We start from the raw sequence: 14,012 nt of genomic DNA on the forward strand, positions 1-14,012 counted from the left end.
GGTCATCACTAGGTTGTCTTGCGGAAACGGCGGGTCAGACGCTTTTCAACTTCAACGACCAGGAACATCGCGGCGCCAATGGCCAGGGTGATGCCCCAGTAGCGCAGCGGCAGCGCTTCGGTGCCGAACAGCGTCTGCATCAGCGGCAGGTAGATAATCGCCAGCTGCAGCAGAAGCAGCACGCCGGTCACCAGCCAGATACCTTTGTTCTTCAGCAGGCCGCTATTCAGGGAGAAGCGGTCGCTGCTGCGGCAGTTAATCATGTAAACCCACTGCGCGGTCACCAGCATCTGCAACAACACGGTGCGGATAAACTCGGCGCTGTGGCCGCGCGGCGCAAGCCAGGCTTCAAGGATGAAGGCGGCAACGGCAATCATCGAACCGACAAAGGCGACGCGCCAGACGGCAAATGCATCCATCACGTGCTGGCCGGTTTTACGCGGCGGACGGTTCATCACGTTACGCTCAGCGGCTTCAAATGCGAGGCCAAAGGAGAGCGTGGCGGAGGTCGCCATGTTCATCCACAGAATCAGTACCGGCGTCAGCGGGATAATATTACCCGCCAGCAGCGCGATAATAATCAACAGCCCCTGCGCCAGGTTAGTTGGCATGATGAACAGGATCGTCTTCTTCAGGTTGTCGTATACGCGACGCCCTTCTTTTACCGAGCTGGCGATGGTGGCAAAGTTGTCATCGGTCAGCACCATGTCCGCGGCCTCTTTGGTCACCTCGGTGCCTTTGATGCCCATCGCGATACCCACGTCGGCCTGGCGCAGCGCCGGGGCGTCGTTAACGCCGTCGCCGGTCATGCCAACAATCTCGCCGCTTTCCTGCAGCGCTTTCACCAGGCGCAGCTTATGCTCCGGGCTGGTACGGGCGAAGATATCGTACTCGACCGCCGCTTTTGCCAGCTCGGCGTCATCCATGTGCTCCAGCTGGTAGCCGGTCATCGCTTCACTGCTGTTGCGGATCCCCAGCATCTGGCCAATGCTCATCGCCGTCTGCGGGTGATCGCCGGTGATCATCTTGACGCGGATCCCGGCATTCTGACAGGTGTGGATCGCATCAACGGCTTCCGGACGCGGCGGGTCCATCATCCCGGCAATGCCGAGGAATACCAGACCGTCCTGCAGGTCGCTGTGATCGAGGGTGTTCTGCCCAGCGTTAGCAGGCTTGGTGGCCGCCGCGACCATGCGCAGCCCCTGGCTGGCAAAGCGCGCCATTTCGGCTTCCCAGTAGCCGCGCTCAAACGGCACCACGCCACGTGCGGTCTGCTGCTGCTGACACAGCGCGAAGAGGACGTCCGGCGCGCCGGTCACCATCACAATCTCTTCGTCGGCCAGCTGGAAATGCGTTGCCATGTACTTGTACTGTGAGTCAAACGGGATCTTCGCTACCAGCTGGGTACGCAGCGGCTCAAGGCTCGCTTTCGCGGCCAGCACCTTCAGCGCGCCCTCGGTTGGGCCGCCGGTAATCCCCCAGTGGCCCTGCGGGTCTTTTACCAGTTGGCTGTCGTTACACAGATCGATGGTGCGCAGGTATTTCTCGAGCACGGTGTACGGCTGTACTTTTACCGGCTCGTTGCTGCCTTCCAGGTAGATGTTGCCGTGCGGCTCATAGCTATCGCCGTCTACGCGGTAGCAGCTATCGGCGGTGATAATCGCCTTCACGGTCATTTCATTCATGGTCAGCGTGCCGGTTTTATCCGAGCAGACCACGGTCATTGCCCCTAAGGTTTCCACGGTCGGCAGCTTGCGGATAATCGCCCGCTTGCGCGCCATGGCCTGTACGCCCAGAGACAGAATAATCGAGATAATCGCCGGCAGACCTTCCGGTACAGCGGCCACCGCGAGGCTAATCAGCGACAGCAGCAGCTCGCCCAGCGGAATGTCGCGCAGCAGCATGCTGAACACGAACAGCGCGGCCATCATCGCCAGGATAATGGCGAAAATCGCTTTGCCCAGCTTGTCCATCTGCACCAGCAGCGGCGTGCGGTGCTTTTCAATACCCGCCATCATCTGGTTGATGTGGCCGAGCTCGGTCTCCTGACCGGTAGCCACAACCACCCCGATGCCGCCGCCTGCGCTCACGGTGGTGCCAGAGAACACCATATTGGTGCGGTCGCCCAGCGGCAGTTCACCGTGCAGGACGTCGGTGTGTTTATCCACAACGGTCGACTCGCCGGTCAGAATCGCTTCTTCCACGCGCAGGTTGTGCGCTTCAATCAGGCGCATGTCGGCCGGAATACGGTCGCCCGCGCGCAGCACCACGATATCGCCCGGCACCAGCTCGGTGGTGGCGACGGTTTGATGGTTACCATCACGGATAACCTGTGCATCGCTGGAGAGCATATTGCGGATGCTTTTCAGCGATTTTTCCGCATTGCTTTCCTGAATATGACCAATCAGGGCGTTAATCACCGTAACGCCAAGAATGACGAAGGTATCGACCCAGTGTCCCATTACGGCAGTCAGCGCCGCTGCGGCCAGCAGGACGTAGATCAGCACATCGTTAAAGTGGGCGAGGAAACGCAGCCACGCTGGCTTACCTTTCTTTTCTGGCAGTGCGTTAGGGCCGTAGGTATTCAGGCGCTCCGCCGCCTCGGCCGCCGCCAGCCCCTCGGGCTGACTGTTGACCTGCGATAGCACCCGCTCGGTCGGCTGCTGGTACGCGTGCACCTGCGGGTCGTAGTCCCCGTGCGGCACGTTTTTGGCATTCATCATTTTCGACACGATAAATTTTCCTTTTAAATTCCTGCAAACGGAAAGCCTGAATTCATTTCTGGCCAAGGCGACATCGTTGGATATTTTTAATTAAGCGAAGAAATATTCGTTAGTTCACAATATCTCCGCTTTTTAAATTTCAAAACGACATTCAGTTGATTTACTAATATTAATATTACAGAATGTTCCTAAACCCCATCTAAACGAGGTCATTATGTTTGGAATCTACAGAGGACGCCGCCTGGCGCTGTACATCGCGCTGGCTATCGTGATTGCGACGCTGGTTGGATACAGTACTTATACTTTTGTAAAACTATTATCCTGAGCATGACGTTTATTTACGAAAGCATTATTTAATTTAATTCAAAACATTATTTACCCTTTTGCCATACGATTATTTTCGTAGGCTTGAGCATTTGTTTTAAATATTCAACCGGAGGTATATTAAATTATAAACATTGCGTTCAAATAAAAATTACCGGACAATAATATCTTTAACCAAAGATTAACAACGCATGAAGCATCCTCTTGAATCACTGATGACCGCCGCCGGTATTTTATTGATGGCGTTCCTTTCCTGCCTGCTGCTTCCAGCGCCTTCGCTGGGACTGACGCTGGCGCAAAAGCTGGTTGAGACCTTCCATTTTATGGATCTCAACCAGTTTTATACCGTGCTGTTCTGCGCGTGGTTTCTGGCCCTGGGGGCGATTGAGTATCTGGTGATTCGCTACGTCTGGCGACGTTGGTTCTCGCTGGCGGCGTAGTCCTGATAAGCAACGCGCCATCAGGCACACCGATGCACGTTGCCGGATGGCGGCTAGCGCCTTATCCGGCCTACAATCAGGGCAGAATCAATGCGCCCGCGGGCGATGATTCACTTTACGATAGGCACCCGGCGACTGATTAAACGTGCGGGTGAAAATGCGGGTAAACGTTTGCTGGGAATCAAACCCGTACTTCAGACAGATGTCGTAGACCTTTTGATCGGTCGTACACAGTTCATCCGCCGCCAGATTCAGCTTGCGCTGACGGATGTAGCGGCCAAGGCTCTCCCCTTTGTGCTGTAAAAACAGACGCTGCAGGTGCCATTTTGAATAGCCCGCCCGGCGGGCGATTTCATCAATACGCAATGGCTGATGCAGGTTATTGTCAATCCATTCGACCAGAGTGTCGATTACCTGAGTGGCTAATTCGGTCATACGCCCTTCCCCTCGCTTAACGACAGCCGGTGGCTATTCCCACTAGGCTCGAAATGTTTGCATAGCGTCCGCCAGGCGAACCGGCTCGCCCTGCATCGGCGTCAGCAGCCGATATGCTTTATCTTTGCTGGCCTGCGCCAGCCGCTTGTACGGATCGTCCCAGGTATGTTTGGCCAGTACGAAGCGCCCAGCGTGACCCGGCACCACTCGGTCCGCACGCAGATCCACTGCCGCCTGTGCGGTTTGCTCCGGCATCATGTGGATGTAGCGCCAGTCCTGGTCATACTGACCGTCCTCCAGTATCGCCACGTCAACCTTGCCAAACCGTTCGCCAATATCCTTGAAGTGCGGGCCGTAGCCGCTATCGCCGCTGTAATACACCTTCTGCTGCGACGTCACGAACATAAAGCTCGCCCACAGCGTTTGGTTACGCTTCAGGCCGCGGCCGGAAAAATGCCGCGCCGGCAGTACGTGCACGCTCAACGCATCGCTAAGCGTCACGCTCTGCTGCCAATCGGCCTCGGTAATGATGTCGTTTGCCATGCCCCAATAGCGCAGATGCGACCCGACGCCCAGCGGCACGACGGCGCGCTTAACCTTCGGCAACAGCCCTTTGATGGTGGCGTAGTCGAGGTGATCGTAGTGGTCATGGGAGATAATCAGCAGATCGATCTCCGGCATCGTCTCTGCGCGCCACGGATAGTCGCCGTCGAAGGCTTTATTCAGAAACGAAAACGGCGCGGCATAGCTGCTGAACACCGGATCAATCAGGATCCGCTGGCCCGCCAGCTGGAGATACCACGACGAGTGGCCCAGCCAGATTAACGTATCCTGGTCACGCGGCAGGCTGGCAAGATCGGTCGCTACCAGCGGCAGCGGGCGCGAGGGGCGCGCGTTTTCACGCTTTGCGGTGAGGAATTCCCACCACGCCATCAGCATATTTTTATCGCTGGTGAACCCCGGCGTCGGCAGGCTGTTGTGAAACGCCCCGTCGCGGTAGTTCGGCGAACGCTCAATCTGACTCTTCTCTGCCCCTTGCGGCACCTGACCGAAGCCGGGATTCAGAACAAAGGACAGGCTTGCTGCACTGGCAATAAGCATGATGGCAACCACACTGATGATGAAAGGTTTCATATCCAGACCCAAAACCGGCCTCATCCAGGAAGCCACACTAAAAAGATTGATTATGAGTGAGTAGGCACTCATTATAGAAAGAGGCAGAAAAAATCGTCAAGCAATTTTCAAATTTTGACAATCGACGTTGAAGTCCCTGGGGTTGGCATGTTTCAATCACATTTTTTTACAGTCAGAGAGGTAAAGTGTAGTGGCTCGTCCAAAGAGTGAAGATAAAAAACAAGCGTTACTGGAAGCCGCCACCAGCGCCATTGCCCAGTCCGGCATTGCCGCTTCGACTGCGATGATTGCGCGCAGTGCGGGCGTGGCTGAGGGCACGCTGTTTCGCTATTTTGCCACCAAAGACGACCTGCTGAACGCACTTTACCTGCATCTGAAAAGCGACCTCTGCCAGGCGATGCTCGCCGGGCTTGTCGATACCGACTCCCCCAAGGCCTTTACCCACGGCATCTGGAACAGCTATATCGACTGGGGCGTACGCAACCCTACCGGCCACCAGGCCATTCGCCGCATGGCGGTGAGCGAAAAAATTACCGAAGAGACGGTGCAGCAGGTCAGAGCCATGTTCCCGGAGCTGCAAAAGCTTTGCCAACGCTCGGTGCGTCCGGTGTTTATGTCCGACGAATTTCGCGCTTTTGGCGACGCCCTGTTCCTGTCGCTGGCGGAAACCACCATTGAGTTTGCCAGCCGCGAACCGCTGCGGGCCGATACGCTGAAGGCGCTGGGTTTTGAAGCCATGTGGCTGGCGCTGGCCGAGGACGACTAATGGACGGAAAAACGCTGCACCAGCGGGCGCACGACTTTGCCCTGACCCTGCCCTTTTCTGACGTCTACTGGCCTTTCGGGCCGGAATATGACGTGTTTACCGTCGAGGGGAAGATCTTTATGATCAAAACCTTTCTGCGCGGTGAAGCGATCGTCAACCTGAAGGTCGATCCCGAACAGTCCCTACTGCATCAGGCTATCTACCCGCATATTAAGCCGGGCTATCACATGAACAAAAAGCACTGGATTTCGGTCTATCCTGGCGACGAGATCGTGCCGGAATTGCTGGAAAGCCTGATTGAAGATTCGTGGAACCGGGTCGTCGATAAGCTGCCCAAACGCGTCCAGACGCGGGTGCGCCCGGTTTGATTTTGCGTTAAATGCGATAAGTGTTATCGCATTTAACACCCTTCTCATTTGTCACAGCGCGCGGTACCCTGCTTTGATTCAACGCACCGATACGCGGTGTCTATCATCATTCAGGAGTTTTTATGGATATCGTTTCCGTTGCAAAAGCGCGCTATTCCACCAAGGCCTTTGATGCCAGCAAAAAGTTAACCGCCGAGCAGGCAGCTCATCTCAATACCCTGCTGCGCTATAGCCCGTCGAGCACGAACTCTCAGCCGTGGCACTTTATCGTCGCCAGTACCGACGAAGGCAAAGCGCGCGTGGCGAAATCCGCTGCGGGCGGCTACGTGTTTAACGAACGTAAAATGCTGGATGCTTCTCATGTGGTGGTATTCTGCGCCAAAACCGCCATCGACGATGCCTGGCTGGAAAAAGTCGTCGACCAGGAAGATGCCGACGGCCGTTTTGCGACGCCGGAAGCGAAAGCCGCGAACCACAAAGGCCGCACTTTCTTTGCCGACCTGCACCGTAAAGATCGTCACGACGATGACCAGTGGGCCGCGCGTCAGGTTTACCTGAACGTCGGCAACTTCCTGCTGGGCGTGGGCGCAATGGGCCTGGACGCAGTACCCATCGAAGGCTTCGACGCCGATGTTCTCGACGCAGAATTTGGCCTGAAAGAAAAAGGCTATACCAGCCTGGTTGTCGTGCCGGTGGGCTACCACAGCGTAGAAGATTTCAACAAGACGCTGCCGAAATCTCGCCTGCCGGAAGAAACGGTGATTACTGAGATCTGATTTAGCCCCGGCGGCGCTGTGCGTAGCCGGGCTACTCTTATTGCGTAGCCCGGACACGTGCGGCGGCGCCGGAACCGTTTTCGGACTAGAGCTTCGCCAGCACCGCTTCCCCAATATCATCCACCGGTAAGTACACCAGCAAACGTGAGCCATTACGCGGCGCAGAGTACCAGTACATCTGCTGCAGCTGAAATTCGCCGAACTCAGGATGGTGAAAATCTTTGATCTGATTCTCAACGCCGCGCACGTCATAGCGCTGATGCCATAGCGCCTCAAACTCGCTTGAAGCGGCAAAGAAGCGCGCCAGCTTGTTCTCCCACGCCGCGTCACCGCGATGTTCAGCCATGGCGGCACGGAAGTAAGACACAAATGTCGCAAGCACGTCGCGATTCGCCAGGCGGCTGCGCCAGCCGGGATGCGTCAGATACAGATAAATACAGTTTCGATCGTCTTCAGGAATGGTCGAAAAATCGACGCCCATCAGCCGACAAAACGCGTCGTTCCACGCCACAATGTCGAAATTCGCACGCTGAATACTGGCCGGCTGCGGCAGCAAACTGTCGAGCATGCGGCGCGCGCCTGGACTGATACCTTCGCAAAGCGGCACGTAGGCAGACTCCAGCGGTTTCAGCCCAGCCAGCACGAACAGATGGCGCGTCTCCAGCTCGCTGCACTGCAGCGCCTCGGCAATCGCCTGCATCACCGCCACCGAGGGGTTAACCTCGCGCCCTTGTTCCAGCCAGGTATACCAGGTCACGCCAACGTCTGCCAGCATCGCCACTTCTTCACGGCGCAGGCCGGGTGTGCGCCGCCGTCCGCTACGCGGTAGCCCCAGGCGCTGCGGATCGAGGCTTTCCCGCCGCGCGCGAAGAAAAGCGCCCAGCTGCTTGCGGCTATCGTCCTGCCGCGCGGTCGGTGCGGCGGCTTCACCCGGGGTAATAAGGCTCATCATCTCTCCAGCATGGTAGTGCCAATACCCGTATAACCAGGAACTGGTACCCGTTTATTGAATCAGCGATGCTACGTCCATTCGCTGAACGACGCAATGGAGCTACTATGAAAACGTCTGCTGTTTCCCCCGGTCGCGCGGGGCTTTTCCTGTTGTTAACCGGCCTGATGTTGCCCCAGATCGACACCTCGATCACCAACGTCGCCCTCGACTCCATCACCGCATCACTGCACGCCAGCCCCACCCAACTGGAGCTGATCGTCGCACTGTACGGCGTGGCGTTCGCCGTCTGCCTGGCGATGGGCAGTAAACTTGGCGACAACTATGGCCGCCGCCGTCTGTTTATGTGGGGCGTGGCAATCTTTAGCTTCGCGTCCTTGCTGTGCGGGCTCGCGAACTCAATCACCGCCCTGCTGGCCGCCCGCACCTTACAGGGCGCAGGGGCAGCGTTCATCGTGCCGCAAATTCTCGCCACGCTGCACGTGACGCTGAAAGGGAGCGCCCACGCTCGCGCCATCAGCCTGTACGGCGGCATTGGCGGCATTTCGTTTATCGTCGGGCAGATGTGCGGCGGCTGGCTGGTTTCCGCGGATATTGCCGGGCTCGGCTGGCGTAATGCTTTTTTTATCAACGTGCCGATAGGCCTGCTGGTGCTGGCCTATAGCCGCCGCTACGTGCCGGAAACCCGCCGCGATGAGCATACCCGAATCGACTGGCAGGGCACTTTTAGCCTTGGACTGATTTTGTGCTGTCTGCTGTTCCCGATGGCGCTGGGGCCGGAACTCCGCTGGCCGTGGCCGCTGCGCCTGATGCTGCTGGCGATTATTCCGCTGCTGTGGTGGATGCGTGCCAGCGCGCTACGTCAACAGCGACGCGGCGAGCATCCTCTGCTGCCCCCGCGTCTGCTCCAGCTCGCCAGCGTCCGCTTTGGTATGGCGATCGCCCTGCTGTTTTTCAGCGCCTGGTCCGGCTTTATGTTCTGCATGGCGCTCACCATGCAGTCTGGTCTGGGCATGGCGCCATGGCAATCGGGTAACAGCTTTGTGGCGCTGGGCGTAGCCTATTTCATCTCGGCGCTGTATGCGCCTAAGCTGATTACTCGCCACAGCATGGGGCGGATTCTGCTTGCGGGTCTGGCCATACAGATAAGCGGTCTGCTGCTGCTGATGGCAACCTTCCATCATTTTGCGCATGCGACAACCGCTCTGGCGCTGGCGCCGTCGACGGCGCTGATTGGCTACGGTCAGGCGCTGATCGTGAACTGCTTCTATCGGGTAGGAATGCGCGACATCACCGCCAACGACGCGGGCGCCGGCAGTGCGTTGCTAAGCACGCTACAGCAGGCCACGCTGGGCCTCGGTCCCGCGGTGTTTGGTTCATTGCTGCTGGCGCTCATGCATAGCCACCGCGGCAGCTATACCGATGCGATGATCGGCTTTCTCGGCGTAGAAGCGGTGATGATGCTGGCGCTTGCGGTCATCGCTATCTGTCTGCGCCATCATTTAAACCACCGTCCGGCGCTGGCAACGTCGTAACCTTAAGTTCCTGTATAGCCGTTTGCATAATATAGCCATCGCAGCCATTATAATTAGCTGGCTATACAGGAGATGTTATGCAGGAACTGATTACACAGATAGAAGAGATGGGCATTGAAATAAACCATACCAATTCATTGATCATCATTTTTGGTATTATTTTTCTCACTGCCATCATTGTCCATCTGATACTCCATCGGGTGGTGCTACGCACCTTTGAAAAACGCGCGCAGGCCAGCAGCCATTTATGGCTGCAAATTATTACGCAGAATAAACTTTTCCACCGGCTGGCGTTTACCCTGCAGGGGATTATCGTCAACGTGCAGGCCGTACTGTGGCTGCAAAAAGGCAGCGATGCGGCGCAAATATTAACCACCGCCGCCCAGCTGTGGGTGATGCTTTATGCGCTGCTGTCGTTCTTCTCGCTGCTGGACGTTATTTTTAACCTGTCACAGAAGCTGTCGTTCTCTTCGCAGCTACCGCTGAAGGGGATATTCCAGGGCGTTAAGCTGGTCAGCGCGATCCTGATTGGCATTCTGATGATTTCGCTACTGCTGGGGCAATCGCCGGCTATTTTAATCAGCGGCCTCGGGGCAATGGCGGCGGTATTAATGCTGGTATTTAAGGATCCGATTCTCGGTCTGGTGGCGGGAATTCAGCTTTCTGCAAACGACATGCTGAAGCTCGGCGACTGGCTGGAGATGCCGAAATACGGGGCCGACGGCGCGGTAACCGATATTGGTTTAACTACCGTCAAAGTGCGGAACTGGGATAATACCATTACCACCATCCCCACCTGGTCGCTGGTCTCTGACTCATTCAAAAACTGGAGCGGCATGTCGGCTTCGGGCGGCCGTCGCATTAAGCGCAGCATTAATGTTGATACCACTAGCGTGCATTTTCTTGACGAGCAAGAGCAACAGCGGTTAATTCAGGCACGCCTGCTAAAACCGTATATGGACTCGCGTCATGAGGAAATTAGCCTGTGGAATCAGGAGCACGGCGGCGATGGCTCTGTGCTGAACCTGCGCAAGATGACCAATATTGGTACCTTCCGTGCCTACCTCAATGAATATCTGCGTAACCATCCGCGCATTCGCAAAGATATGACGCTAATGGTTCGCCAGCTGGCACCGGATAATAACGGTTTACCGATTGAGATATACGCCTTCACCAATACCGTAGTGTGGGCGGAATATGAAAGCATCCAGGCCGATATTTTTGACCATATTTTCGCCGTGGTCGAAGAGTTTGGCTTACGGATTCATCAGTCGCCGACCGGTAACGATATTCGCGCCCTGGCAGGCGCGATGGGGCAGCAATAATCAGGCGCTGGCGCGTGAAATAAAGCGCCAGTCCAGCATGGTTCGTTCTGGACGGGCGTCGGGGTTTTCGATTTTGTTGAGCAGCAGCGCGACGGCGTGGGCGCCAATCTCACGCGACGGCTGCTCCACGGTCGTCAGCTGCGGTGACACCATTTCGGCCAGCTCCGTACCGTCAAAACCCACCACCGCAATATCCTGCGGCACGCGCAGCCCCGCCTGCTCCACGGCGCGCAGGGCTCCCGCCGCCAGCGCGTCGGATACCGCAAACACGGCATCAGGACGCGGGTTCATCGCCAGCAGCTTTTTCATCGCCGCCTTGCCCGCAGCGGCGCTAAGGTCGCTGGCGTATTCTACCGGTTGGTACGCCAGGCTTTCCCGCGCCAGCACGTTCTTATAGCCCTGTTCACGCAGGCGCGCATATTTGTAGTTGAGGTCATGGTTGATAAGCGCAATGTGCCGACGCCCGAGCGCCGCCAGATAGCCCACCGCATGTTCGGCAGCCTTGACGTCGTCGATCCCCACGCAGGAAACGTCGCCCGCATCAGCGTACTCGGCGCACTGAACCCACGGCGCGTCGCCAATCACGGTCGTCAGCTCCGGCAGGCGGGTAAACGCATCCATAGTGATAATACCGTCGACCATTTTGCCGGTCAGCAGACGCAGGCCGGATTTCGAACGCTCAATATCCGAACCGGAGTTGCACAGCAGAATACGGTAACCGTTCTTTTCCGCCGCTTCTTCGATGCCCTTCACCACCTCGGCGCAGAACGGGTTGGCGATGTTCGATACCATCACCAGAATCATTGAGCTACGCGCCGTGCGTAGCTGTCGTGCCAGCAGGTTAGGCTGGTAGTTGCTCTCTTTAATGGCCTGAAGAACACGCTCGCGGTTTTTTGCCTTCACCGTTTCGCTGTTGTTCAGCACGCGCGACACGGTCGCTACCGAAACGCCCGCCAGCTGAGCGATTTTCTGAATTGACATACAACGCCATTCCCTGCAGTTAACGCTTTGCGTGCAGGCTACCACAAAAAACGTGCCCGGCGTACCGGGCACAGGGTTATTGTTCAACGTGTATCCAGCGTCTCTGCTGATGGCTTTTCACAATAGCATCAACAATATACATCACATTCGCCCCTTCACTGAACGAGGCAAAACGGCGTTCAGCGGCGGCTGGCATTTTCCCACTCTGCACGGCACGGTAGAAATACCCCATCATATTTTTAAACGCGTCAGGCCAGCCTTCACTATGACCGCCGGGGAAGTGTGCCTGCCCGGCCACGTCGCCGTTCAGCAGCCCGGGGTCATCGCTCAGCAGTTGGTTGGGCTGGCTACGCTGACCAATCCACAGCTGTTGCGGCGTTTCCTGATCCCAGGCAAGCGAACAGGCGCTGGCGTTAATATCAAAATACAGACGATTTTTACGCCCGGCGCTGACCTGCGAGACGCTAAAACAGCCTTTGCTGCCGTCATCGAAGCGGAACAAAACCGAGCCGGCATCCTCCGTCGTGACCGGGACATCGCGATACGCCAGCGCTTCGCCGCGTTCGCTAAACGTTGCCTGAGCGTCAAGGCTGGCCTTGCGCGTCGGCCAGACGATAGCCAGATCGGCCATCACTTCCACAATTCGCCGTCCGGTAACAAACTGCACCGTGTCACACCAGTGCGATCCGATGTCGGCCACCGCGCGCGATACGCCTCCCTGCTCCGCATCGACTCGCCAGTTAAAGTCGTGTTCTAGCAGCATCCAGTCCTGATGATAGCCGCCGTAGGCTGAAAACAGACGGCCGGTCTGGCCTGCACGCATCATACTGGCCGCCTGCTGTACCATCGCAAACTGGCGATAGACGAAGCTGACGCCGTGGACCACGCCCGCATCCTGCGCCATTTGTTCCAACTCGCGCGCCTCCTCCGGCGTCATGCACAGCGGTTTCTCAGAGAAGACGTGTTTCCCCGCACGTAAAATCTGCCGGTTGACCGAGGCGTGCAGAAAATTAGGCGTACAGTTATGCACCACCTGTAGCCCAGGATGCGCCAGCAGCGCCTCGACATCACCGTAGGCGGATGGAATATTGAGCTGCCGCGCCTTTGCCTGCGCCTGCTCCAGCGAAGCATCGCACAGCGCCACCACCTCAACATCCCCCAGTCGCCTCAGCGCTTCAATATGCGCCGGGCCAATAAAACCTGAACCCACTATACCAACCTGAATCATCCACGAACCTCGCTACCGGCGGCAAAGTCATCAAACGCCCGCGCGGAGACGGGGATGATATGCCGCTGAATAAATTCACTGCCTTCGCGTGCGCCGGTTTGCGCATCCTTGAGGCAGCACTCCCACTCCATCACCGCCCAGCCGTCAAAGTCGTACTGGGTTAATTTGCTGAATATCTTCTTGAAATCAATATCGCCGTCGCCCAACGAGCGAAAACGCCCGGCGCGCTGCGCCCAGTTCTGATAGCCACCGTAAACGCCGCTACGCGCGTTGCGCTGAAACTCGGCGTCTTTAACGTGAAAAGCGCGAATGCGCGAATGGTAAATATCGATATAGCTAAGATAATCAATATGCTGCAAATGCAGATGGCTAGGGTCATACAGCATATGGCAGCGTGGGTGATTCCCCACCTGCTGCAAAAAACGCTCGAAGGTCACGCCGTCATGCAGATCCTCACCGGGGTGGATCTCGTAACACAGATCGACGCCGTGCTCATCAAAGCAGTCGAGAATTGGCCGCCAGCGGCTTGCCAGCGCCTTAAACGCCTCATCCAGCAGCGCCGCATTGTGCGGCGGCCACGGATAAAAATAGGGCCAGGCCAGCGCACCGGAGAAAGTCGCATGCGCCTTCAGACCCAGGCGCGCCGAAGCCTGCGCCGCCATTTTAACGCTGGCGACCGCCCACTGCTGCCGCGCCGTCGGATCGCCGCGCAGCGCCGCCGGAGCAAAAGCATCAAAAGCGCTGTCGTAGGCTGGGTTAACGGCGACAAGCTGCCCTTCCAGATGCGTTGACAGTTCGCTGATAGCCAGCCCGCGTTCCGCTAACCGCCCGGCGATATCATCACAATAGGTTTGGCTCGCCGCCGCCTGCGTCAGGTCGAATATCGTCGGGTGGTTGCACGGTAGCTGTAGCGCTTTAAAGCCCAGCCCCGCCGCCCACTCCGCCAGCCCGTCCAGCGTATTAAACGGCGGCTGACCGCTGATAAACTGCGCCAGAAAAATGCCCGGTCCCTTGATAGTTTTCATACC

General features: G+C 57.2%; 13 protein-coding genes. 6 read left to right on the forward strand and 7 right to left on the reverse strand.

What is annotated here, in order from left to right:
• Positions 1-8 precede the first annotated feature (8 nt).
• Positions 9-2,732, reverse strand: coding sequence for a cation-transporting P-type ATPase (locus V6942_RS04105; RefSeq protein ID WP_182929352.1), 2,724 nt, complete (start codon positions 2,730-2,732; stop codon positions 9-11).
• A 506-nt stretch (positions 2,733-3,238) separates the two neighbouring features.
• On the opposite strand from V6942_RS04105, the gene V6942_RS04110 reads away from it, so the two are divergent.
• Entirely contained in the window at positions 3,239-3,487 is a 249-nt protein-coding gene (locus V6942_RS04110; RefSeq protein ID WP_106924748.1) for a DUF1158 domain-containing protein, read from the forward strand.
• A gap of 87 nt (positions 3,488-3,574) precedes the next feature.
• On the opposite strand, the gene V6942_RS04115 is transcribed toward V6942_RS04110, so the two are convergent.
• Both V6942_RS04115 and V6942_RS04120 read right to left on the reverse strand, forming a co-directional pair.
• Positions 3,575-3,922 carry a RamA family antibiotic efflux transcriptional regulator gene (locus tag V6942_RS04115; protein WP_106924749.1) on the reverse strand — a complete coding sequence of 116 codons (348 nt, stop codon included), beginning with the start codon at positions 3,920-3,922 and terminating at the stop codon, positions 3,575-3,577.
• A 42-nt stretch (positions 3,923-3,964) separates the two neighbouring features.
• Entirely contained in the window at positions 3,965-5,056 is a 1,092-nt protein-coding gene (locus tag V6942_RS04120) for an MBL fold metallo-hydrolase (RefSeq protein WP_333500834.1), read from the reverse strand.
• A gap of 190 nt (positions 5,057-5,246) precedes the next feature.
• Here V6942_RS04120 and V6942_RS04125 point away from each other — a divergent pair, with 190 nt between their 5' ends.
• The 3 genes from V6942_RS04125 to nfsB all read left to right on the forward strand — a co-directional run bounded on the left by V6942_RS04125 (position 5,247) and on the right by nfsB (position 6,966).
• Positions 5,247-5,822, forward strand: coding sequence for a TetR/AcrR family transcriptional regulator (locus V6942_RS04125; protein ID WP_106924750.1), 576 nt, complete (start codon positions 5,247-5,249; stop codon positions 5,820-5,822).
• Positions 5,822-6,190: an MmcQ/YjbR family DNA-binding protein gene (locus tag V6942_RS04130; protein WP_182965939.1), complete on the forward strand. Its 369-nt coding sequence runs from the start codon at positions 5,822-5,824 to the stop codon at positions 6,188-6,190. The genes V6942_RS04125 and V6942_RS04130 overlap by 1 nt, the downstream gene beginning before the upstream one ends.
• Before the next feature lie 122 nt (positions 6,191-6,312).
• Positions 6,313-6,966 carry an oxygen-insensitive NAD(P)H nitroreductase gene (nfsB, locus tag V6942_RS04135; protein WP_106924752.1) on the forward strand — a complete coding sequence of 218 codons (654 nt, stop codon included), beginning with the start codon at positions 6,313-6,315 and terminating at the stop codon, positions 6,964-6,966.
• 85 nt (positions 6,967-7,051) lie between these two features.
• Here the strand turns inward: nfsB and V6942_RS04140 are convergent, their stop codons facing one another.
• The gene (locus V6942_RS04140; protein ID WP_333500835.1) at positions 7,052-7,915 is read right to left on the reverse strand and encodes a helix-turn-helix transcriptional regulator; all 864 of its coding nucleotides are present in this window, start codon (positions 7,913-7,915) and stop codon (positions 7,052-7,054) included.
• Between the two features lie 107 nt (positions 7,916-8,022).
• Between V6942_RS04140 and V6942_RS04145 the strand changes: the two genes are divergently transcribed.
• Entirely contained in the window at positions 8,023-9,450 is a 1,428-nt protein-coding gene (locus tag V6942_RS04145; RefSeq protein WP_333500836.1) for an MFS transporter, read from the forward strand.
• Positions 9,451-9,527: 77 nt separating this feature from the next.
• Positions 9,528-10,775, forward strand: coding sequence for a mechanosensitive ion channel family protein (locus V6942_RS04150; protein WP_182934676.1), 1,248 nt, complete (start codon positions 9,528-9,530; stop codon positions 10,773-10,775).
• Here V6942_RS04150 and V6942_RS04155 read toward each other — a convergent pair whose 3' ends face one another.
• The 3 genes from V6942_RS04155 to V6942_RS04165 all read right to left on the reverse strand — a co-directional run bounded on the left by V6942_RS04155 (position 10,776) and on the right by V6942_RS04165 (position 14,009).
• The gene (locus tag V6942_RS04155) at positions 10,776-11,756 is read right to left on the reverse strand and encodes a LacI family DNA-binding transcriptional regulator (RefSeq protein WP_106924756.1); all 981 of its coding nucleotides are present in this window, start codon (positions 11,754-11,756) and stop codon (positions 10,776-10,778) included. It abuts the gene before it with no gap.
• 76 nt (positions 11,757-11,832) lie between these two features.
• Positions 11,833-12,984, reverse strand: coding sequence for a Gfo/Idh/MocA family protein (locus V6942_RS04160; protein ID WP_182929355.1), 1,152 nt, complete (start codon positions 12,982-12,984; stop codon positions 11,833-11,835).
• Positions 12,981-14,009 (reverse strand): sugar phosphate isomerase/epimerase family protein, encoded by a 1,029-nt coding sequence (locus tag V6942_RS04165; RefSeq protein WP_333500837.1) that lies wholly within the window; start codon positions 14,007-14,009, stop codon positions 12,981-12,983. Before V6942_RS04165 ends, V6942_RS04160 begins: the two co-directional genes overlap by 4 nt.
• Positions 14,010-14,012: the final 3 nt, after the last annotated feature.

This window comes from Kluyvera genomosp. 2, assembly GCF_036759865.1.
Lineage (GTDB): Bacteria > Pseudomonadota > Gammaproteobacteria > Enterobacterales > Enterobacteriaceae > Kluyvera > Kluyvera ascorbata_B.